The sequence below is a fragment of the Paenibacillus sp. FSL H7-0943 genome, from assembly GCF_037963265.1.
Classification (GTDB): domain Bacteria; phylum Bacillota; class Bacilli; order Paenibacillales; family Paenibacillaceae; genus Paenibacillus_AQ; species Paenibacillus_AQ odorifer.
Genome location: NZ_CP150148.1, coordinates 172639 through 193723 on the forward strand (window position 1 = coordinate 172639; position 21085 = coordinate 193723).

Here is a 21085-nt window from a genome sequence, read left to right on the forward strand (position 1 = left end):
TTATCGTGTGCATTTACTATTAGGAGGCGTTAATATGAAAAGATTAAATAGTGATAATTGGACAGCTTACAAGCAGTATCCTGAGAAGGTTCTACAATTTGGCGAAGGCAATTTCATGCGCGCCTTTGTAGATTGGCAGATTCATACCATGAATCAAAAAACGGATTTCAATGGTGGAGTGGTTGTTGTACAGCCATTGGCTAACGGACTGGCAGAAATGCTGAATGATCAGGATGGGCTGTATACCCTTTATCTGCAAGGCATTAAAGACGGAGCGGCTGTAAAAGAACACGAGGTAATTAATTGTATTACGCGGACGCTTAATCCCTATTCACAGCATGAGGAGTATATGAAGCTGGCTGAGAACCCTGAGCTGCGCTTTATCGTGTCTAATACTACTGAAGCGGGAATTGCTTTTGAAGCTGGCGACAAGTTAACCGATACGCCGCAGAGTAGTTTCCCAGGCAAGCTGACGGCCTTATTGTACAAACGTTATCAAACTTTTAATGGGGATGCTTCTAAAGGTTTTATCATCATTCCATGCGAGCTGATTGACCGGAATGGTGATGAGCTCAAAAAGGTTATTTTGAAATATGCTGAGCTGTGGAATCTTGGAGAAGGTTTTGTGAACTGGTTGAATGAAGCTAATACCTTCTGCTGCAGTCTGGTGGACCGTATTGTTCCCGGTTATCCAAGAGACAGCATTGCCGAGATTACAGAAGAGCTGGGTTATGAGGATAAGCTGGTCGTTGTCGGCGAGCAATTCCATCTTTGGGTGATTGAAGGGCCACAGTGGATTAAAAAGGAGTTCCCGGCTGAACTAGCAGGTCTTAATGTGCTGGTGGTGGATGACATGGCCCCTTATCGCACTCGTAAAGTGAGAATTTTAAACGGAGCTCATACAGCTATGACACCAGTAGCGTATTTGTACGGTATTGATACGGTTGCTGAAGCCATTGAGCACGAAGAGGTTGGGGCGTACGTGAAGTCCTTAATCTATGATGAGATTATTCCAACGCTGGATCTGCCGGCAGAGGAATTGAATTCTTTTGCAGACGCGGTATTAGAAAGATTCCTGAACCCTTATGTGCAGCATTACTTGATGAGCATTTCCCTTAATTCTATATCGAAGTTTAAGACAAGAGATCTGCCTTCTTTACTGCAATATGTAGAGGCCAAAGGACAATTGCCTGAAAAGCTTGTCTTCTCATTGAGCGCATTAATTGCCTTCTATAGAGGACGCAGAGGGGAAGAAAACATTCAACTGGCTGATGATGCGGATATTTTGGAATGGTTCGCCTCCTTATGGGGAGGATGGGATGGCACAGACACCGGGCTGCGCGCACTGGCCGTCGAAGTACTTGCCGCAACCAATCGCTGGGGCTGTGATCTGAATGAAGTGGCTGGACTTACTGACAAGGTGACAGAAGGACTGATTGCGATTGAGAAAAATGGCATGAAGCAAGCCTTAAAAGCGTTCGTGAAGAGACCGGCACACAACTAATACCCTGGAGGTGACAATGATATGATCAAGACGATGAAAGAAGTATTGCAGATTAATGAGGCTGATAATGTCGCTGTTGCACTTAAAGACTATAAAGCAGGCGACACCATTGTGATTGGTTCAAAAGAGATTAAAATTACTGAAGATATCGCTAGAGGCCATAAAATTGCACTATCCAGCATTAGCGAAGGTGAAAACGTATTGAAATATGGTTACCCTATTGGTCATGCTATAGCGTCTATCGCGCCAGGGCAGTGGGTGCATACCCATAACACTAAGACAAACCTAACAGGGGTAGAGGAATATACCTTTGAGCAGAAGCTGACGCCGAATCCTTTTGCAGCGGAGAATTTGACCTTTAAGGGGTATCGCCGCTTTGATGGATCTGTAGGTATCCGCAATGAGCTGTGGATCGTCCCTACTGTTGGTTGTGTGAATGGAGTGGCGGAGCAGATCATCAATATTTTCAAAGCAGAGGTTGGAGATATCGCACCTTTCGATAACGTGCTCGTGCTTAAGCATAACTACGGTTGCTCCCAGCTGGGCGATGATCATGACAATACACGTACGATACTGGCTAACGCGGTTAAACATCCGAATGCGGGCGGCGTGCTTGTGCTCGGATTGGGCTGTGAGAATAACAATTTGCATATTTTTAAAGACATGCTGGGCAGCTATGATGAGGATCGTGTGCGTTTCCTTGTCTCCCAGGAGGTTGGGAATGAGATTGAAGAAGGCGTGAAGCTGCTGAAGGAAATCTACAATAATGTACAAGGTGATCAACGGGAAGAGGTATCACTCTCCGAGCTGAAGATCGGTCTGAAATGTGGAGGCTCCGACGGGTTATCCGGTATTACTGCGAATCCGCTCCTTGGACGTCTGTCTGATTATATGGCTGCTCAAGGCGGGACCACTGTACTGACAGAAGTGCCTGAAATGTTTGGTGCCGAAAAAATTCTAATGGAACGTGCTGCGGACGAAACTATTTTCAACAAAATTGTCGATCTCATTAATGACTTTAAGCAGTATTTTATGGACTATAAACAGCCGGTATATGAAAATCCTTCTCCAGGGAATAAAGCCGGAGGAATTACTACGCTTGAGGATAAATCATTGGGTTGTACTCAAAAATCGGGGAACGCTACAGTTATGGATGTCCTCAAGTACGGGGAGCTTATCACTAATAAAGGCTTAAATCTCCTTAACGCACCTGGCAATGATCTTGTGGCTTCCTCTGCACTGGCTGCTGCTGGCTGCCAATTGGTGATCTTTACGACCGGGCGGGGAACACCATTTGGTACATTCGTGCCAACGATGAAGGTATCTACCAATACCCCATTGTATGAAGGCAAACGTCATTGGATCGATTTTAATGCAGGTGTGTTGGTGGAAGATGGTTCTCCAGATGAGGTCCTGCGCAGCTTCATAAACTATATTATTGCGGTGGCCAGCGGTGAATGGGTTAATAATGAAAAGAATAATTTCCGTGAGATCTCCATATTCAAAACAGGAGTAACGCTATAATAAATCATTAATTAATGACAAATCAGGCTGTCTCTTATGCTTTTTAAGCGTAGGGGGCAGTTTTTTTAGGTTCACAGCATACATAATCCGTCTTAAAAAGAACGATAATTGCTTTCTTTTGAATTAGTGATTGCAATCACAATGGTCCTATACGGCCTGTGCTAATCTTTTATTGAGAATAGTTCTCACATAAAGGAGAAGAGTCAGATGGAAAAAGTGCTGAGTTTGGATGAATCTATATTCGAGATGGTATCACGGCATCCGGAGGTCATCGAGATTATGGTAGAGCTGGGCTTTAAGGATATTGCCAAGCCTGGCATGCTGCAGACTGCTGGCCGTTTCATGACCTTATCCAAAGGAATTAAGCTGAAAAAAATGGATCTCGAGCACGTGAAGCAAACTTTTGAACGTCATGGTTTCGAGATTATTTAATAAAGGAGTGTTAATATGAGCGAACTGATTAACAACCGTGAAGTTGATGTGCCGGAACAGACTCGTCGCCAGGCTATGCTTAAGGAGATTATTAAAGAGCTGCATGCAGGCAAAAGTGTAGAAGAGGTTAAGGCGCGATTCGCTGAAGCTGTGGGTGATGTTACCGTAGCGGAGATTTCCGCGATGGAGCATTCATTAATGACCGAAGAAGGAATTCCGGTATCCGAGGTCCAACGTCTTTGTTCGGTGCATACAGCCATCTTTAAAGGCTCTATTGAGCAAATTCACCGCTCGTCCCAGCCCGAGGAGCAGCCAGGCCATCCAGTACACACCTTCAAATTGGAGAACCGTGAGATCGAAAAACTTGTTAACTTCCGCATGGATCTGCACGCAACAAAGTTTCAAAAGAATGATAGTGAGGAACTGATCTTCAAATTGTTGGAGGATCTTAGCTTGCTGCTGGATCTTGATAAACACTATAGCCGAAAAGAAAATCTGCTGTTCCCATACCTCGAAAAATACGGCATTTATGGCCCAACCAAGGTAATGTGGGGAGTGGATGATAATATCCGCCGTATGATTAAAGAGGCAAAAGCTGCGCTCAGCACTTATAGCGGAAACGCAACAGAAATAGGCATTCAGCTTGAGGAGATCATCAAGGAAGTTAATGAAATGATCTTTAAGGAAGAAAATATTCTATTGCCCATGGCCCTGGACAAACTGACGGAAGATGAATGGGTCAAAATCGCCCGGGAGAGTGATGAGATCGGGTTCTGCCTAACCGCACCGGAGCAGGAGTGGATCCCTGAGCGGGCCGCTGAGCCGGACGGCGCAGTGCTGGAAGAAACAGAAGGAGCTACGCCGCAAGGCGGGTTCATCCGTTTTGAGACAGGGTTGTTGTCACTGCATCAGCTGGAGACCGTACTCAACCATCTTCCTGTAGATCTAACCTTCATTGATGAGAATGATGTTGTCCGATATTTTTCACATGGGAAAGAACGTATCTTTGCCCGAACTAAAGCGGTTATCGGCCGTACAGTACAGAACTGTCATCCCCCGCAAAGTGTTCATGTGGTAGAGAAGCTTTTGGAAGACTTTAAGGCAGGCCGTAAGGATGCTGAAGACTTCTGGATCAATATCAAGGATAAGTTTATCTACATCCGTTACTTCGCTGTACGAGACGAGTCAGGCCAATATATGGGCACGCTAGAGTTCACACAGAATATCGCTCCAATCCGAGCATTAGAGGGCCAAAAGCGCATTTTATCTGAATAAATCGGTGCGTTGGGTTATTTTCCAGATAATAATATAGGTACAAGACTCTCTTACTTAGGCGTAAGGGGGTCTTTTTAGAATATAATAGAGTATACTCTTAAAATAAGGAATTCCCGGGTGTGTTGTCTTTCCTTGACCACAGAGAGGGCTTCTATTATAGTTGGTACTTAGGATTAACTATTTTAGTATAAAAAAAGGTGGCTTGTTACATGTCTGAGAATATCTACGTTGGCGTGGATTTGGGTGGAACTGCAATTAAGGTTGGAATCTGTAATGCTGAAGGTACCCTGCTACATACTTATGAGGGACCTACAGGAACTGCAGAGGGTGTCGATACTGTTATCGATAATATCGAGAAGTATGTACGCCAAATTGTGGAGGATTCCCCGTACTCTTGGGATCAGCTTGCAGGTGTAGGAGCGGGTGTAGCCGGGTTCACAAATATTCGTGAAGGAATCATCATCCTTGCGCCTAACATAGGATTTAGAGATGTGCCGATCCGTTCCATTTTGGAAGATCGTTGGAACAAGCCTGTCAAAATAGACAATGATGCGAATGTGGCTGCACTGGGCGAAGCTTGGAGCGGTGCGGGACGTGGCGTTGATAACTGTGTCTGCTATACGCTTGGAACAGGTGTCGGTGGCGGAATCATTATTAATGGAAAGATTTATCAAGGCTTTGCGGGATTAGCTGGTGAGCTTGGTCATATCACAGTAGTGCCGGATCTGGAAGCTATTCAATGCGGCTGTGGCAACATGGGCTGTCTGGAAACCGTTTCCTCCGCTACAGGTATTATCCGCATGGCTAATGATGCAGTAGCTCGTGGCGATCGTACTTCCCTCTCTATGGTAGAGAAGATTGCTGCGAAAGAAGTCTTTGATGCGGCTAAGGCTGGCGATGAAGTAGCTATCCGTATAGTGAATCGTGCAGCGTACTATCTGGGTAAATCCATGGCTTCTGTTGCGGCTGTGCTTAACCCTGAAGTATTTATCGTTGGCGGCGGTGTGTCTAAGGCTGGAGATATTCTATTTGACGAGGTTCGTCGTGTGTTTGCGAAATTGACACCGGCTCCGCTTCAAACTGGTGTTTCGATTATTCCAGCTGAGCTTGGCAATGACGCAGGTATTGTTGGGGCTGCCGGCCTTTTGCTGCGTTCTTAAAAGACGGGAAGTATTCATATACTAAATCTAGGGAGGGGACGCTTTTATGACCGAATTGGACAATACCCCAACGGCTGGAGCCACCCTGATTATTATTACGGGAATGTCAGGTGCGGGGAAGACAATTGCTGTACAAAGTCTGGAAGACCTAGGGTTCTTCTGTGTCGATAATTTACCACCGGTGCTGATTCCCAAGTTCGCAGAGCTAATTGAACAGTCAAAGGGTAAGATTGCCAAGGTAGCCCTTGTAATTGACCTGCGTGGTCGAGAATTCTTCACTGCTTTGTCTGAGTCTCTTGCCTATATCAAGGATGAGTCAACCATTGGCTGTGAGATCTTGTTTTTGGATGCTACAGATTCAGTACTTGTTCAGCGTTACAAGGAAAGTCGACGTCATCATCCATTAGCACCTAAGGGGCTGCCGCTTGATGGTATCAAGCTAGAACGTAAAATGCTTGAAGAATTGAAAAATTCAGCTACGTTATGTTTAGATACCAGCAGTATGAAGCCCGTGCAGCTTAAGGAGAAGATCGTTTCACGGTTTTCGCATCTAGGAAAAAGTACGCTTTCCGTCAATATTACATCCTTCGGATTTAAGTACGGTATCCCTATTGATGCAGATCTTGTCTTTGATGTCCGCTTCTTGCCTAACCCACATTATGTGGACCATCTGCGGCCTAAAACCGGCCAGGACAGTGAAGTCTACGATTATGTAATGAAGTGGCCTGAAACACAGGTGTTCCTGACCAAACTGCTCGATATGCTTCATTTTCTAATTCCGCAATATCGCAAGGAAGGTAAGTCCCAGATTATCATTGGCATTGGCTGTACGGGAGGTAAACACCGTTCCGTAGCCATATCTGAGTATTTGGGTAAAATGCTGGGCGTTAGCGAGACGGAATCCGTAACCGTTAGTCATCGGGATTCCGAGCGTGATCGGCACTAGAGAGAAGGGGTCATAGTGGCTGAAGAACAAAGACAGCGTCCACGTATCGTCGTTATGGGCGGTGGCACGGGGTTATCTGTTATGCTTCGTGGTTTAAAAGAGAAGCCATTAGATATTACTGCTATTGTTACCGTTGCCGATGATGGGGGAAGCTCAGGTATTTTGCGCAGTGAACTGCAAATGCCTCCTCCTGGGGACATCCGCAACGTATTGACAGCTATGGCTGATGTTGAGCCGCTCATGGCAGAGATTATGAGATACCGTTTCAACACGGGTGAGGGACTAGCTGGTCATAGTCTCGGCAACTTGATTCTTGCTGCGCTCACGGATATATCCGGCGATTTCGTTACAGCTGTACGGGAGCTCAGTCGATTATTCGCTGTTCGCGGCCGGGTATTGCCTGCGGCCGGTGAGGCTGTAATCCTGCATGCAGAAATGTCGGACGGCACGATTATCACGGGGGAGTCCAAAATCCCTGAAGCTGGCGGGATCATCAGACGAGTGTCCTTGGAGCCGCCAGATGTAGAACCGTTGCCCGAAGCGCTTGAGGCGATTCGGAATGCAGATGCGATCCTGCTGGGTCCTGGCAGTCTGTATACGAGCATTCTTCCCAACCTGCTTGTTCCGAAACTGGCAGAAGCGGTTGTATCTTCGAATGCTATCAAAATTTTCGTCTGCAACGTAATGACTCAGCCGGGTGAAACGGATAACTATACCGTCAGCGATCATCTTCAAGCTGTATATGATCATATCGGGATCGATTTATTCGATTATGTTATTGTTAATGACGGTGAGATTCCGGAACAGGTCCAGACGAAGTACGCCGAGAAGGGCGCGCGCCCGGTGCAGCTTGATAAAGAAGCGCTGGATGGCAATGGATACAAGGTTATAGCCGATAAACTGGTTTTATTCCGAACTTATTTGAGACATGATACCGATAAGCTTAGTCATCACATTTATCAGCTTGTGCAGGATTGGATAAACAGAAACCCTAGGGTATAACTTATAGATGAGAACGAAGTACTTATCAAGAAAGAGGTGAGACCCTTGTCTTTTGCGGCCCTTACCAAAAAAGAGCTGACGATGGTGGAGAGTGAACCCTGCTGCGAGAAGGCGGAAATGTCAGCGCTTATCCGTATGAATGGATCTGTGCAGCTTTCAAGCAAAAAGGTTATTCTCGACATTTCGACGGAGAACGCCGCGATTGCAAGGCGGGTATATTCTTTACTTAAGAAATATTACCAGGTCCATATTGAGCTACTCGTGCGTAAAAAAATGCGTTTGAAGAAAAATAACGTCTATATCGTCAGAATCCCAAACCGTGTACAAGAGATCCTAAAGGATCTTAGAATTGTGTCGGAAGGATTTATTTTTACCGATGGTATTGATGATGAGATTGTTGGGAATAACTGCTGCAAGCGTGCTTATTTGCGCGGTGCCTTTCTGGCTGGCGGATCGGTTAATAATCCGGAAGGCTCCTCCTACCATTTGGAGATTTCCTCGATGTATGAGGAACATTGTAAAGCATTAGTGGATCTGGCTGGGGAATTCCACCTAAACGCACGCTGTATTGAACGTAAAAAAGGGTTCATTCTTTACATTAAAGAAGGCGAGAAGATTATTGAATTCTTAAGTTTGATTGGAGCGCATCAGGCGCTGTTCAAATTTGAGGATGTAAGAATTATGCGCGATATGCGTAATTCCGTGAATCGGATCGTGAACTGCGAGACCGCAAATCTCAACAAAACAATAAGTGCTGCGGTGCGGCAGATTGAGAATATCAAGCTGTTGCAGCGAGAAATGGGACTGGAGAATTTGCCGGATAAACTGCGTGAAGTAGCAGAAATTCGAATGGCGCATCCAGATATCAACCTCAAGGAGGTTGGTGAAATGCTCAAAGGTACAGTCAGTAAGTCGGGAGTAAATCATCGGCTTCGTAAGATTGATGAGCTGGCGGACAAGGTTCGAGGCGGCTAATTACTTTTTTTCTAGTGTGGTTTACGTTATAATGATATAATAATATAAAATTAATGTGAAACTTTTGGGGAGAACTCAATTAGGGGGTAAGCGTTTCATGACAAAGCACCCGGTAGTTGTTCGGTTGAAGACAGGGCTTCATGCCCGACCGGCAGCATTGTTTGTGCAAGAAGCTAACAAGTTTTCGTCGGAGATTTTCGTGGAAAAAGATGATAAAAAAGTAAATGCTAAAAGTATTATGGGGATTATGAGCCTCGCTATCAGTTCCGGCACGGAGATTTACATTAGCGCGGACGGTGCGGATGCCGATCAAGCTGTAAACGCTTTGACAAGTCTGGTCAGCAAAGAAGAGCTTGAGAACCAATAATAGGAAGACAACATCGTTTCTGCTAGGAAGACTTTATTTATCGCATGACCAAAAGCCCTTCGGGGCTTTTTTTAATACCAAAAAATAGATGGAGAACGTGCAACATTTACCAAAATGACTCGTCTAGAGGATAATAACAAATCACAAGAAATGAAAGGGGCTGGCAAATATGAAAGGTTTATTGAAGAAAATTGGTTCAGTGATGATCGTAGGGAGTTTGTTAATTGGAGGGATCAGCATGAGTGGTGTTTTCCAAGGTCCTGCAAAGGCTTACGCAGATGAAGTGCAGAAAAATGTCGTTAGTGTAGTAGGTAAAGGCGAATTGTCCCTCAAGCCGGATATCGTATACTTGTCCATCGGTGTGGATACTACGGCCACAACTGCGCAAGAAGCGCAGAAGACCAATGCCGCTAAAATTCAGAAGATTATGACTTTACTGAAGAATACTTGGAAAATTGCAGATAAAGATATTCAAAGCACGCAGTTTTATGTGCAACCCAATTATAGTTACAGCGAAAAAGAAGGACAGCAAGTGAAGGGGTACAACGCCAATCATACGCTGTTAGTGTCTTATAGAGATCTGACCAAGGTTGGTGAATTGCTGGACGCTGCATCTGCGGCAGGGGCGAATAATATCGGAAATGCACGTTTTTCTGTGGAAGATACTTCTGCATTTGAAGCTCAGGTGATTGAAAAAGCGATGGCGAATGCAGATGTTAAAGCAGGGGCTATTGCTAAGGCAGCTAAACGCAGCTTGGGTCAAGTGATCACGGTCAGCCAAAATGATGGCGATATCACTCCGGTTTATTTTGAACAGAATCTAAAAATGAATATGGCTGCAGCAGATGCTGGTGCAAGCACATCCGTGCAACCCGGAGTAGTTAAAGTTACAACTCAGCTGAGCGTAATGTATGAATTGAAATAGTATCAGAACAAGGTGAATGCAGAGAGGAGAGGTGATCTTCCACTAGTAATAGTGGGGGGCGCCTCTTTTTTTGTGTAAGTTCTCTACGATTCTGTTTAATAAATTGGAAAGGAGAGGAAAAATAAGATGATGAATATTATTTCAAAAGAATCAGCGCGCAAATGGGGCATAGGTCTGATGTCAGCAGGTTTATTGTTTGTTGGAGGCCTGCTGCCCAGCGAAACGGGTTATGCAGCAGCTAGTAAAACGGAGAATAAAGCTATTGATTCGCGTATCGTTTTAAAGGCAAACGGGATAAATTCGTTGCAGGAAGGTATTTTGAAGGAAGGACAGGCCTGGATTCCCATAACTTTTATGCGAGATGTGTTGGGATTACCGCTTGTGTATGATAAGAAGGAAAATGCGTACATGATTGGAAAAGGATCGACCAAGGCCAAGTTGATGTTATCCAGCTACGGTACTTCTGTGTGGGTGAACAACTATTTCATTCGAGAGTATGAAGGGAAGTTAATTAATAATCGCCTCTATGTTCCATCAGGATTGTTAAATGATTATATGGGTTATAAGGTAGATTGGAGTCGGGCCGCCAGTAGGCTGAATGTGGTGAACAGACCGCAGAACGCGCTGACGGTAACCACGGAAACTTATGCTAAAGATCGGGCAGAAGCTTTTATTCAGCTTGATTATCCGAAGATCAGTGGATTGGGCAACTCCAGTGCGCAACAAGCTATTAATAATACTTTGAAGGAAAGTGTTATGAAATTCGCGGCGGGTGCAGAACAGGATATCTCCGATCGAGATGGAGCAGAGCCCAAATACACCTATGATTCAGGTTATGTAGTGACCTACAATCAGAATGGTGTGATCAGCATAGTGATGCATCAGTATAGTGATACGGGCGGCGCCCATGGAATGACTAACCGTGAAGCCTTCACCTTCTCGCTTAAGGATGGTAAACGTCTACTGTTGGGCGACCTGTTTGGAGCTAATCCAAACTACAAAAAACAGCTGAATGCAAAGCTGAGCAAGCTGCTGAAGGCAGAGGATAGTTATTTGGGAGGATTCAACGGATTGAATACGGAGAAATATTTCTATCTGAAGGACGACAAGGTTGTTCTGTTCTTCCAATTATATGAGTACACAGCGTATGCTGCAGGCTTCCCTGAGTATACTTTTAGTTTCAAAGAGCTTTTACCGGATGGCAGTAGCCCGTTTGCTGGCATGAAATAAATGAAAACGCTTCGTCTCCGCTAATGTCGGCACAAGACATCTCCCCCTTACCAGAGTTGTCTCTTGTTCATATGCTAAAGGGAGTAACTAGTTTATGAACGGGGGAGAGCTATGGGCTACCAATATACTGCAATTGGCGATTCCTTGACGACTGGATTTGGTGCTCTGCCAGGTAACGGTTTTGTACCGGTGTACCGTAGAATGGCAGAAGGGAGACTGCGGACTACTGTAGCCTCTACGAATTTAGGCGTGAACGGAATGACTACTTCAGAGCTGGAGCAGCGGCTGCGCGGAAATTCCATGATGCGTGAGGCCGTTCGAGTAGCTGATATCATCACTGTGTCTATCGGTGGTAATGATTTGATTCACGCGGCCAAATCAGCAGCAAGACAGCAAGGCAACTTATCCGCAGAACTGCGCAGATCGCTTCAGGAATGCAAACAAAATTTCTCTGCAATTATGAATATCCTTATACAATTGAAGGCGAGGACGCGTAGACCTTTTATCATTAGAATTGTGGGATTATATAACCCCTATCCTCAGGTGGTTGGTGCGACAGAGTGGGTCAGGCAGTTTAATCAATACGCAGCACAGTACAGCAGCCGAGTATGTGGATTTGCTTCGATTTACAGTGAGTTCGCAGGAAATGAGAGAGGGCTGTTATCCATTGATCATTTGCATCCGAATGGCCGGGGTTATCGCGTAATTGCCGAGAAGCTGGATGCGCTAGGTTATGGCGGCCTGGCTTAATTGGATTTAGGTCTTCTATAAAATATAAAGAGGCTGTGCTCTAACCATAACGGATAGAGCACAGCCTCTTTATATTTTTACTTTATAGCTTACACACCGCTAGGCAATGTCTTCTCGATTACTTTATCTACGATACCGTATTCAGCCGCGTCTGCAGCAGTCATGAAGTAGTCGCGATCTGTATCCTTCTCAATACGTTCTAGAGGTTGACCCGTACGTTCTGCTAGAATACGGTTCAGCTTATCGCGCAATTTGAGGATGCGGCGGGCACGGATTTCAATGTCCGTTGCTTGACCTTGAGCACCACCCAGAGGCTGGTGGATCATGATCTCGCTGTTAGGCAGTGCGAAGCGTTTGCCTTTGGCGCCAGCGTTTAGCAGGAAAGCTCCCATGGAAGCTGCCATACCCACACAGATGGTGGAAACGTCTGGTTTAATGTACTGCATTGTATCAAAAATAGCCATACCTGCAGTAATGGAACCGCCTGGGCTATTCACGTAAAGGTGAATGTCCTTGTCAGGATCTTCGGCAGCCAAGAACAGCATTTGTGCGATGATAGAATTGGCTACCACGTCATTAACCTCCGTTCCAAGGAAAATGATGCGGTCCTTCAGCAGGCGGGAATAGATGTCATAAGCGCGCTCGCCGCGGTTGCTCTGTTCTACTACCATAGGAATATAACTCACGTGGAAAACCTCCTTGATATTGGTTCTTTAAATGTATTCATTTTTACTCTTGCCGTATTACCCACATGATAAACAAATTCAAACAAAAAGTCAAAGAAAGTCAAACTTATATTCAAAAAAAAGAGCCGACAAGCGGCTCTTTGGTTAAGTATTAGTATAGGCACTACTAAATTATGTGCAAAAATGAAATTAATGGCGCGCCCGCCAAGAATCGAACTTGGATCTCAGGCTTCGGAGGCCTACGTCATATCCATTGGACCACGGGCGCAACAAAAATGATTATAATACAATTTTTACACAATTGCAATGTAATATTAATACTGGACAAGCGCTTTAGGGGCAGGCATCGGGCGCTAAATCTTTTTCTGACCTTATTAATGTATAAGAAGACAAGCGCTTGAGAATTCTACTCTCGGAAGACTTGCGCTTCGAGCAATATTTGGTTAGAATATGGGTGGGACTTAAAAAGTTTACCCGGGACGTTTTGAGACCATGAACAAGGGAATAGAGGAAGACGAAGTTGCAGGAGTGAAAGTATGCGTAATTTATTAGATATCCAAAAGCAGCTTCTGCCTGATCTCATGGAAACCCTTAAGAGACGGTACACGATTCTTCATCAGATCATGCTGTCCGATATTATTGGGCGCAGAACGCTAGCCGCTTCGCTAGATATGACTGAGCGGGTACTGCGTGCCGAGACGGATCTTCTGAAATCGCAAGGGCTTATTGAGATCGAGAGTGTTGGCATGCGCATTAGCGCTGCTGGACGTAGACTGCTTGATTTGCTAGAGCCGGTTGTTAAGAGCCTATTTGGTCTGGATGAGCTGGAAGAGAAAATTCGAGCAACGTATGGTCTGGATAAAGTTATTGTAGTACCGGGTGATTGTGAGTCATCGCCGTTCACCAAACGAGAGCTTGGCCGAGCGGGTGCGAAAGCGCTGCTGAGTATACTTCGCGCAGATGATACAGTTGCCGTCACAGGTGGATCTACGCTTGCCGATATGGCTGATCAACTGACACCGCCGTTGTCCCTTTCCTATAAGAACGCTTGGTTTGTTCCGGCGCGTGGAGGATTAGGAGAGAGTATGGAGATTCAAGCCAACACGATTGCCTCAACAATGGCAAAGCGGGTTGGAGCCAACTACCGGTTGTTGCATGTCCCTGATTTGCTTAGTGGGGATGCATACCAATCGCTGGCACTTGACTCTAATATTGGAGAGATTGTACAAACCATCCGTAGTTCGCGTATTATTGTACATGGGATTGGGGATGCCATTGAAATGACCCGCCGCCGCAAACTGGACGAGGCTACAGTCTCGGAAATCCAGGGTGAAGGGGCAGTGGCCGAATCTTTTGGCTATTATTTCAATGAAGAGGGTCAGGTTGTCCATACCATGCTTACGATGGGTCTACGTCTAGAAGATATTATTCGGACAGAGAAAGTCATCGGTATTGCAGGAGGCAAACCCAAGGCCAAAGCCATTCATGCCATGCTGCGTTTCGGGCAGGAGAATATTCTCGTCACGGACGAGGCTGCCGCAGTAGAAATAGGCAAGGAAATTGACAATCAACTACAGCTATCTTCGTAGTTTTTAGATTGCAGGCAATAACATACTTCTTGCATCATACTTAACATTGTTGTCATGACAGACCTCACCGTCTGTTTTGAATAAATAAAACGAATTCTAGGAGGAACTATTCAATGAGTGTAAAAGTTGGAATTAACGGTTTTGGACGTATTGGACGCCTTGCTTTCCGCCGTATTCAAAATGTAGAAGGTATCGAAGTGGTAGCAATCAACGACTTGACTGACGCTAAGATGCTTGCTCATTTGCTTAAATATGATACAACTCAAGGTAAATTCCAAGGTGATGTTGAAGTGCATGATGGCTTCTTCAAAGTCAATGGTAAAGAAGTTAAGGTTCTTGCTAACCGCAACCCTGAAGAATTGCCATGGGGCGACCTAGGCGTTGATATCGTACTTGAGTGCACAGGTTTCTTCACAACTAAAGAAGCAGCTGAAAAACACTTGAAAGGTGGAGCTAAGAAAGTAGTTATCTCCGCTCCAGCTACTGGCGACATGAAAACTGTCGTTTACAACGTTAACGATGACATTCTTGATGGTACTGAGACTGTTATTTCCGGCGCATCTTGCACAACTAACTGCCTAGCTCCTATGGCAAAAGTACTGAACGACAAGTTCGGTATCGTTGAAGGCTTGATGACTACAATTCATGCTTACACTGGCGACCAAAACACTTTGGATGCTCCACATGCTAAAGGTGACTTCAGACGCGCTCGTGCAGCAGCTGAGAACATCATTCCTAACACTACTGGTGCTGCTAAAGCAATCGGTCTGGTTATTCCAGAACTTAAAGGTAAATTGGATGGTGCAGCTCAACGTGTTCCAGTTGCAACTGGTTCCCTGACTGAACTTGTAACTGTTCTTGATAAGAGCGTTACTGTTGAAGAAGTCAACGCAGCAATGAAAGCAGCTTCCGATCCAGACACTTATGGTTACACTGAAGATGAAATCGTATCTTCCGACATCAAAGGTATGACTTTCGGATCCCTGTTCGATGCTACACAAACTAAAGTATTGACTGTTGGCGACAAACAACTGGTTAAAACTGTTGCTTGGTATGACAATGAAATGTCCTACACTGCACAATTGGTTCGTACTTTGGAGAAATTCGCTAAAATCGCTAAGTAATTGACTTGATATAAGCAACATCTATAGAGCGGAAACAGAAATTCCTTGTTTCCGCTCTTTCTAAATGTATTTCTTGTTTCCTGCTAGAAACAATTTTGGGTGTGGAGGAATTAATCATGAACAAAAAAAGCGTCCGTGATGTAGAAGTAAAGGGTAAGCGCGTATTTGTACGCGTGGATTTCAACGTACCTGTAGAAGACGGTAAAATTACTGATGATACTCGTATTCGCGAAACACTTCCAACCATTAAATATTTGATCGAGAACGGTGCAAAGATCATTCTTGCGAGTCATATGGGTCGTCCTAAAGGCGAATTCGTAGATTCCATGCGTTTGACTACTGCTGCTGAACGTCTGTCCGAGCTCCTTGGCAAACCAGTAGCTAAAGCTGACGAAGCAATTGGCGAAGCTGTAAAAGCAAAAATCGCTGAACTAGGCGAAGGCGACGTACTTGTACTTGAGAATGTTCGCTTCTACCCAGGTGAAGAGAAAAACGATCCTGAACTGGCTAAACAATTCGCTGAATTGGCTGATTTGTTTGTTAATGATGCGTTTGGCGCGGCTCACCGTGCACATGCATCGACAGAAGGTATCGCTCATTTCTTACCAGCTGTATCCGGTCTTTTGATGGAGAAAGAATTGTCTGTTCTTGGTAAAGCTCTTTCTAACCCAGAACGTCCTTTCACTGCGATCATCGGTGGTTCGAAAGTTAAAGACAAGATTGATGTTATTGATAACTTGTTGTCTTTGGCTGATAACGTCCTGATCGGCGGTGGATTGTCTTATACATTCACTAAAGCACAAGGCTTTGAAATCGGTAAATCACTAGTAGACAACGACAAACTTGACGTTGCTCTTGGATTCATCGAAAAAGCAAAAGCACTTGGTAAAAACTTCATGCTTCCTGTTGATGTTGTTGTTGCTGATAAATTTGGTGCTGACGCTAACACTAAGATCGTTGATTACAATGAAATCCCAGAAGGTTGGGAAGGACTTGATATCGGACCTAAGACTCGTGAACTTTATGCCGATATTATCAAGAACTCCAAGCTGGTTGTCTGGAATGGACCTATGGGCGTATTCGAAATCGATAAATTCGCTGAAGGTACACTTGCAGTAGCAAAAGCTTGTGCAACTACTGAAGGTTACACTGTTATTGGTGGCGGAGATTCCGCAGCAGCAGCAGAGAAATTCCACCTGGCTGATCAAATGGATCATATCTCCACTGGTGGCGGTGCATCCCTTGAGTTCATGGAAGGCAAGGCGCTTCCTGGCGTAGAAGCACTGAACGATAAGTAAGACCTAAGAAGGAGGCAACATAAGTCATGAGAACACCTATTATTGCAGGTAACTGGAAAATGTTCAAAACAGTTCCTGAAGCAGAAAGCTTTATTGCTGAAATTAAAGGCAAAGCAGAAGTAGAAGGCGTTGAGACTGTAATCTGCGCTCCATTTACTAACCTGCCTGCACTTGTAGCAGCTGCAAAAGGTACTAACATCAAGATTGGTGCACAAAACCTACACTTTGAAGATAACGGTGCTTACACAGGCGAGATCAGTGGTGTAATGCTAAGTGATCTTGGTGTGGACTATGTTATCATTGGCCATTCTGAGCGTCGTGCTTATTTTGGCGAAACGGATGAAATCGTGAATAAGAAAATGCATGCTGCATTCCGTCACGGAATTACTCCTATCGTATGTGTTGGCGAAAAGCTCGAAGAGCGTGAAGCTGATCAAACTAAAGCAGTATGTAAAGTACAAACTGAAGCTGCATTCCAAGGTCTTAGTGCCGAGCAAGCAGCAAAAGTTGTTATTGCATACGAACCTATCTGGGCTATTGGCACAGGTAAATCTTCCACTTCCCAAGATGCTAACGAAGTTATTGCTTACATCCGCAGTCTTGTAAAAGATCTGTATGATGCAGCAACAGCTGAAGCTGTTCGTATTCAATACGGCGGCAGCGTGAAGCCTGAGAATGTAACTGAGTACATGGGCCAAAGCGACATCGATGGTGCGCTTGTTGGCGGTGCCAGCTTACAACCGGATTCCTTCGTTCAATTGGTTGAGGGGGCGAAGTAAGATGTCAGCTCCAAAACCCGTAGCTTTGATCATCATGGATGGTTTTGGTTTGCGTGGAACGACAGAAGGTAATGCCGTTGCTCAAGCCAACAAACCTAACTATGACCGTTACCTGAAACAATATCCTAACACTACACTCACTGCTTGCGGTGAAGCTGTAGGCCTTCCGGCAGGCCAAATGGGCAACTCCGAAGTAGGGCATTTGAATATTGGTGCAGGCCGGATCGTTTATCAGGATTTGACTCGTATTGATAAATCGATCCGCGAGGGCGAGTTCTTCGATAACGAAACCCTGGTTAGCGCAGTTAGAAATGCTAAGAACACTGGCAAAAAGCTTCACCTTTACGCGCTTGTATCCGACGGAGGGGTACATAGCCATATTAACCACTTGTTTGCTATGCTTGACCTGGCTAAAAAAGAAGATATGCATGAAGTGTATATCCATGCTTTTATGGACGGTCGTGACGTAGCTCCTGATAGTGGGAAGAAGTTTGTCCAAGATCTAGTAGCTAAAATCGAAGAGGTTGGCGTGGGTACAATTGCAACGGTGTCCGGACGTTATTACGCAATGGATCGTGATAAACGTTGGGAACGTGTAGAGAAAGCCTACCGTGCTATGGTTTATGGTGAAGGCCCTAAATACACGGATGCTGTGCAAGCCATCACTTCATCTTATGAAAACTCGGTATTTGATGAATTCGTTGAACCTAGTGTAATTGTAAACAGTGAAGGCAAACCTGTAACGGCAGTAGAGAGCGGCGATTCCGTCGTGTTCCTCAACTTCCGTCCTGACCGTGCTATTCAATTGTCACAAGTGTTCACGAATCAAGATTTCCGCGGTTTCGACCGTGGACCTTTGTTCCCGCAAAACCTGCACTTCGTATGCCTAACTACTTTCAGCGAAACGGTACAAGGTTATGTAGCCTATTCACCGAAGAACCTGGATAACACATTGGGTGAAGTGCTTGTTCAACAAAACAAGAAGCAACTGCGCATCGCGGAAACTGAGAAATATCCGCATGTAACCTTCTTCTTCAGCGGTGGACGTGACGAGGAGCTTCCTGGTGAAACCCGGATCTTAATCAACTCTCCTAAAGTAGCAACCTATGATCTTCAACCTGAGATGAGCGCATACGAAGTGGCTGCAGCCTGCGTAGCGGAAATCGAAGCGGAAAGACAGGATGCTATCATTCTTAACTTTGCCAATCCTGATATGGTTGGACACTCCGGCATGCTGGAACCAACAATCAAGGCTGTAGAAGTGACGGATGAGTGTGTAGGTAAAGTAGTGGATGCGGTTGTTGCCAAAGGTGGCGTTGCCATTATTATCGCTGACCATGGTAATGCAGATATGGTATTTGACGAGAACGGTCGCCCGTTCACAGCTCATACAACCAATCCTGTTCCGTTCATCGTGACTACTGAGAATGTTGTATTGCGTGAATCCGGTATTCTTGCAGACGTAGCACCAACAATCCTAGATTTGATGGGACTTCCGCAACCTGCGGAAATGACCGGACAATCCATGATTGCTAGCCGTAAGTAAGGTAAGGTATAACGCCTTTGATTTTAAGCTATACAAGTAAGACCAAAACAATGTTAAAAGGAGATTAACTTACATGACTATTATTTCTGATGTATATGCTCGCGAAGTCCTTGACTCCCGTGGTAACCCTACTGTAGAGGTTGACGTTTATCTGGAATCCGGTGCTAAAGGCCGCGCTATCGTTCCTTCCGGCGCTTCCACTGGTGCTCACGAAGCTGTAGAACTTCGTGATGGCGACAAATCCCGTTACATGGGTAAAGGCGTTCTGAAAGCTGTTGAGAACGTAAATGAAATCATCGCTCCAGAAGTTATCGGTATGGACGCTCTTGACCAAGTGGGCATCGACAAATTGATGATTACTTTGGACGGAACTCCTAACAAAGGTAAATTGGGCGCTAACGCAATCCTAGCTGTATCCATGGCAGTAGCTCGTGCAGCTGCAGCAGCTTTGGATATTCCTTTGTACGTATACCTGGGCGGATTCAACGCTAAAACTCTTCCAGTACCAATGATGAATATCATCAATGGTGGTGAGCATGCGGACAACAACATCGACGTTCAAGAGTTCATGGTTCTTCCTGTAGGAGCTCCAAGCTTCAAAGAAGCTCTTCGCACAGGTGCTGAAATCTTCCACAACTTGAAATCCGTACTTCAATCCAAAGGCCTGAACACAGCTGTAGGTGACGAAGGTGGTTTCGCACCGAACCTTGGTTCGAATGAAGAAGCAATCACTACAATCATCGAAGCTATTGAAAAAGCTGGTTACAAACCAGGTGTTGACGTATTCTTGGGTATGGACGTTGCTTCCACTGAGTTCTACAAAGACGGTAAATACACCCTTGCTGGCGAAGGTAAATCTTACACTTCCGCTGAGTATGTTGACCTTCTTGCTTCATGGGTTGAAAAATATCCTATCATCACAATCGAAGACGGTATGTCCGAAGACGACTGGGATGGCTGGAAATTGCTTACTGAAAAATTGGGCGACAAAGTCCAATTGGTTGGTGACGACTTGTTCGTAACTAACACTGAGCGTCTTGCAACAGGTATCGAAAAAGGTATCGGTAACTCCATCTTGGTTAAGGTTAACCAAATTGGTACATTGACTGAAACTTTTGATGCTATTGAAATGGCTAAACGTGCTGGTTACACAGCAGTTATCTCCCACCGTTCCGGTGAATCCGAAGATAGCACAATCGCTGATATCGCTGTTGCGACTAATGCTGGTCAAATCAAAACAGGTGCTCCTTCCCGTACAGACCGTGTTGCTAAATACAACCAATTGCTTCGCATCGAAGATGAGTTGGGTGAATTGGCTCAATACAACGGCCTGAAATCCTTCTACAACCTTAAAAGATAATCTGCTTTTATAGCAGACTTCGAAGACCCGCCGTTATGGCGGGTCTTTTTTATGATTTGAAGAAGATAGACTTTAATAGGTTTATCCTTATCTTGCAAGAAAAGCTACGACTTAACAGTCTAAGCTGTTGTATTACCGACAGCGCTATGATAAAATAAGAATACTGTTTATGTATCGTGATAACCTAAATTACCATAGATAGTGATGCTTAGGCGTAGGAGGTGGAAGTGAATGGATATCTTTTTGAAAGTTGTGCTCCTGATTTTTTCCGTCGGTCTTATTGCGGTCGTTCTTCTGCAAAAGGGGAAAAGCGCGGGTCTTTCCGGTGCCATCTCTGGCGGTGCTGAGCATCTCTTTGGTAAAACAAAAGCTCGTGGTATGGAGCTTGTACTACAACGTGTAACTGTTGGACTTGCTGCTGGTTTCTTCATCATGGCGATTCTAGCTGCTATTCTAATCGACTAAAAGATCTACCGTAAGCCCTCGCTCTGTTCTAAATGGAATAGAGCGGAGGCTTTTTTGTTATATTAAAAGGAGTTAAAAAGCACCTAAGGGTGCTTTTCTTTTCATATTCGCAAAGAAAAAGGCTGGATCGATAGGAAGTAAATCTGAA

20 protein-coding genes and 1 tRNA gene are annotated in these 21085 nt (G+C 44.9%); 19 read left to right on the forward strand and 2 right to left on the reverse strand.

What is annotated here, in order from left to right; translation table 11 throughout:
• The first annotated feature begins 34 nt into the window (after positions 1-34).
• From NSQ55_RS00845 to NSQ55_RS00900, 12 genes are all read left to right on the forward strand, one after another.
• Positions 35-1504 carry a tagaturonate reductase gene (locus NSQ55_RS00845; RefSeq protein ID WP_339170736.1) on the forward strand — a complete coding sequence of 490 codons (1470 nt, stop codon included), beginning with the start codon at positions 35-37 and terminating at the stop codon, positions 1502-1504.
• Between the two features lie 33 nt (positions 1505-1537).
• Positions 1538-3028: an altronate dehydratase family protein gene (locus NSQ55_RS00850; RefSeq protein WP_076219204.1), complete on the forward strand. Its 1491-nt coding sequence runs from the start codon at positions 1538-1540 to the stop codon at positions 3026-3028.
• A 207-nt stretch (positions 3029-3235) separates the two neighbouring features.
• The gene (locus tag NSQ55_RS00855; RefSeq protein ID WP_076280344.1) at positions 3236-3460 is read left to right on the forward strand and encodes a DUF1858 domain-containing protein; all 225 of its coding nucleotides are present in this window, start codon (positions 3236-3238) and stop codon (positions 3458-3460) included.
• A 15-nt stretch (positions 3461-3475) separates the two neighbouring features.
• The gene (locus tag NSQ55_RS00860; protein ID WP_076308723.1) at positions 3476-4735 is read left to right on the forward strand and encodes a DUF438 domain-containing protein; all 1260 of its coding nucleotides are present in this window, start codon (positions 3476-3478) and stop codon (positions 4733-4735) included.
• A 209-nt stretch (positions 4736-4944) separates the two neighbouring features.
• Complete coding sequence (locus tag NSQ55_RS00865) at positions 4945-5895, forward strand: ROK family glucokinase (protein WP_036687097.1); 951 nt, start codon at positions 4945-4947, stop codon at positions 5893-5895.
• Positions 5896-5941: 46 nt separating this feature from the next.
• Positions 5942-6841, forward strand: a complete 900-nt coding sequence (gene rapZ, locus NSQ55_RS00870; protein WP_076126855.1) for an RNase adapter RapZ — start codon at positions 5942-5944, stop codon at positions 6839-6841.
• 54 nt (positions 6842-6895) lie between these two features.
• Positions 6896-7843: a YvcK family protein gene (locus NSQ55_RS00875; RefSeq protein WP_169744815.1), complete on the forward strand. Its 948-nt coding sequence runs from the start codon at positions 6896-6898 to the stop codon at positions 7841-7843.
• A gap of 45 nt (positions 7844-7888) precedes the next feature.
• Positions 7889-8818 carry a DNA-binding protein WhiA gene (gene whiA / locus NSQ55_RS00880; RefSeq protein ID WP_036687104.1) on the forward strand — a complete coding sequence of 310 codons (930 nt, stop codon included), beginning with the start codon at positions 7889-7891 and terminating at the stop codon, positions 8816-8818.
• Between the two features lie 97 nt (positions 8819-8915).
• Positions 8916-9185: an HPr family phosphocarrier protein gene (locus NSQ55_RS00885; protein WP_036687106.1), complete on the forward strand. Its 270-nt coding sequence runs from the start codon at positions 8916-8918 to the stop codon at positions 9183-9185.
• 169 nt (positions 9186-9354) lie between these two features.
• Positions 9355-10110: an SIMPL domain-containing protein gene (locus tag NSQ55_RS00890; protein ID WP_076126857.1), complete on the forward strand. Its 756-nt coding sequence runs from the start codon at positions 9355-9357 to the stop codon at positions 10108-10110.
• Positions 10111-10236: 126 nt separating this feature from the next.
• Positions 10237-11340, forward strand: coding sequence for a DUF4163 domain-containing protein (locus tag NSQ55_RS00895; protein WP_076186862.1), 1104 nt, complete (start codon positions 10237-10239; stop codon positions 11338-11340).
• Between the two features lie 111 nt (positions 11341-11451).
• The gene (locus tag NSQ55_RS00900; protein ID WP_076186860.1) at positions 11452-12090 is read left to right on the forward strand and encodes a GDSL-type esterase/lipase family protein; all 639 of its coding nucleotides are present in this window, start codon (positions 11452-11454) and stop codon (positions 12088-12090) included.
• An 89-nt stretch (positions 12091-12179) separates the two neighbouring features.
• Here NSQ55_RS00900 and clpP read toward each other — a convergent pair whose 3' ends face one another.
• Both clpP and NSQ55_RS00910 read right to left on the reverse strand, forming a co-directional pair.
• Positions 12180-12776, reverse strand: coding sequence for an ATP-dependent Clp endopeptidase proteolytic subunit ClpP (gene clpP / locus NSQ55_RS00905; RefSeq protein WP_036687113.1), 597 nt, complete (start codon positions 12774-12776; stop codon positions 12180-12182).
• Between the two features lie 193 nt (positions 12777-12969).
• A tRNA-Arg gene (locus NSQ55_RS00910) sits at positions 12970-13044 on the reverse strand.
• Positions 13045-13312: 268 nt separating this feature from the next.
• Here NSQ55_RS00910 and NSQ55_RS00915 point away from each other — a divergent pair.
• From NSQ55_RS00915 to secG, 7 genes are all read left to right on the forward strand, one after another.
• Complete coding sequence (locus tag NSQ55_RS00915) at positions 13313-14365, forward strand: sugar-binding domain-containing protein (RefSeq protein WP_036687118.1); 1053 nt, start codon at positions 13313-13315, stop codon at positions 14363-14365.
• A 113-nt stretch (positions 14366-14478) separates the two neighbouring features.
• Positions 14479-15489, forward strand: a complete 1011-nt coding sequence (gene gap / locus NSQ55_RS00920) for a type I glyceraldehyde-3-phosphate dehydrogenase (protein WP_076186857.1) — start codon at positions 14479-14481, stop codon at positions 15487-15489.
• Positions 15490-15605: 116 nt separating this feature from the next.
• Positions 15606-16787 carry a phosphoglycerate kinase gene (locus tag NSQ55_RS00925; RefSeq protein WP_036687122.1) on the forward strand — a complete coding sequence of 394 codons (1182 nt, stop codon included), beginning with the start codon at positions 15606-15608 and terminating at the stop codon, positions 16785-16787.
• A 26-nt stretch (positions 16788-16813) separates the two neighbouring features.
• Positions 16814-17566, forward strand: a complete 753-nt coding sequence (gene tpiA / locus NSQ55_RS00930; RefSeq protein ID WP_036687124.1) for a triose-phosphate isomerase — start codon at positions 16814-16816, stop codon at positions 17564-17566.
• A gap of 1 nt (position 17567) precedes the next feature.
• Positions 17568-19112 carry a 2,3-bisphosphoglycerate-independent phosphoglycerate mutase gene (gene gpmI, locus NSQ55_RS00935; protein ID WP_076186855.1) on the forward strand — a complete coding sequence of 515 codons (1545 nt, stop codon included), beginning with the start codon at positions 17568-17570 and terminating at the stop codon, positions 19110-19112.
• Positions 19113-19185: 73 nt separating this feature from the next.
• Positions 19186-20472: a phosphopyruvate hydratase gene (gene eno / locus NSQ55_RS00940; RefSeq protein WP_036687130.1), complete on the forward strand. Its 1287-nt coding sequence runs from the start codon at positions 19186-19188 to the stop codon at positions 20470-20472.
• A 231-nt stretch (positions 20473-20703) separates the two neighbouring features.
• Positions 20704-20937: a preprotein translocase subunit SecG gene (secG, locus tag NSQ55_RS00945; protein ID WP_076126868.1), complete on the forward strand. Its 234-nt coding sequence runs from the start codon at positions 20704-20706 to the stop codon at positions 20935-20937.
• Positions 20938-21085: the final 148 nt, after the last annotated feature.

Coding starts and splice junctions, on each gene's coding strand:
- NSQ55_RS00845 (WP_339170736.1), top strand. CDS start 35: ATGAAAAGATTAAATAGTGATAATTGGACAGCTTACAAGCAGTATCCT.
- NSQ55_RS00850 (WP_076219204.1), top strand. CDS start 1,538: ATGAAAGAAGTATTGCAGATTAATGAGGCTGATAATGTCGCTGTTGCA.
- NSQ55_RS00855 (WP_076280344.1), top strand. CDS start 3,236: ATGGAAAAAGTGCTGAGTTTGGATGAATCTATATTCGAGATGGTATCA.
- NSQ55_RS00860 (WP_076308723.1), top strand. CDS start 3,476: ATGAGCGAACTGATTAACAACCGTGAAGTTGATGTGCCGGAACAGACT.
- NSQ55_RS00865 (WP_036687097.1), top strand. CDS start 4,945: ATGTCTGAGAATATCTACGTTGGCGTGGATTTGGGTGGAACTGCAATT.
- rapZ (WP_076126855.1), top strand. CDS start 5,942: ATGACCGAATTGGACAATACCCCAACGGCTGGAGCCACCCTGATTATT.
- NSQ55_RS00875 (WP_169744815.1), top strand. CDS start 6,896: ATGGGCGGTGGCACGGGGTTATCTGTTATGCTTCGTGGTTTAAAAGAG.
- NSQ55_RS00885 (WP_036687106.1), top strand. CDS start 8,916: ATGACAAAGCACCCGGTAGTTGTTCGGTTGAAGACAGGGCTTCATGCC.
- NSQ55_RS00890 (WP_076126857.1), top strand. CDS start 9,355: ATGAAAGGTTTATTGAAGAAAATTGGTTCAGTGATGATCGTAGGGAGT.
- NSQ55_RS00895 (WP_076186862.1), top strand. CDS start 10,237: ATGATGAATATTATTTCAAAAGAATCAGCGCGCAAATGGGGCATAGGT.
- NSQ55_RS00900 (WP_076186860.1), top strand. CDS start 11,452: ATGGGCTACCAATATACTGCAATTGGCGATTCCTTGACGACTGGATTT.
- NSQ55_RS00915 (WP_036687118.1), top strand. CDS start 13,313: ATGCGTAATTTATTAGATATCCAAAAGCAGCTTCTGCCTGATCTCATG.
- gap (WP_076186857.1), top strand. CDS start 14,479: ATGAGTGTAAAAGTTGGAATTAACGGTTTTGGACGTATTGGACGCCTT.
- NSQ55_RS00925 (WP_036687122.1), top strand. CDS start 15,606: ATGAACAAAAAAAGCGTCCGTGATGTAGAAGTAAAGGGTAAGCGCGTA.
- tpiA (WP_036687124.1), top strand. CDS start 16,814: ATGAGAACACCTATTATTGCAGGTAACTGGAAAATGTTCAAAACAGTT.
- gpmI (WP_076186855.1), top strand. CDS start 17,568: ATGTCAGCTCCAAAACCCGTAGCTTTGATCATCATGGATGGTTTTGGT.
- eno (WP_036687130.1), top strand. CDS start 19,186: ATGACTATTATTTCTGATGTATATGCTCGCGAAGTCCTTGACTCCCGT.
- secG (WP_076126868.1), top strand. CDS start 20,704: ATGGATATCTTTTTGAAAGTTGTGCTCCTGATTTTTTCCGTCGGTCTT.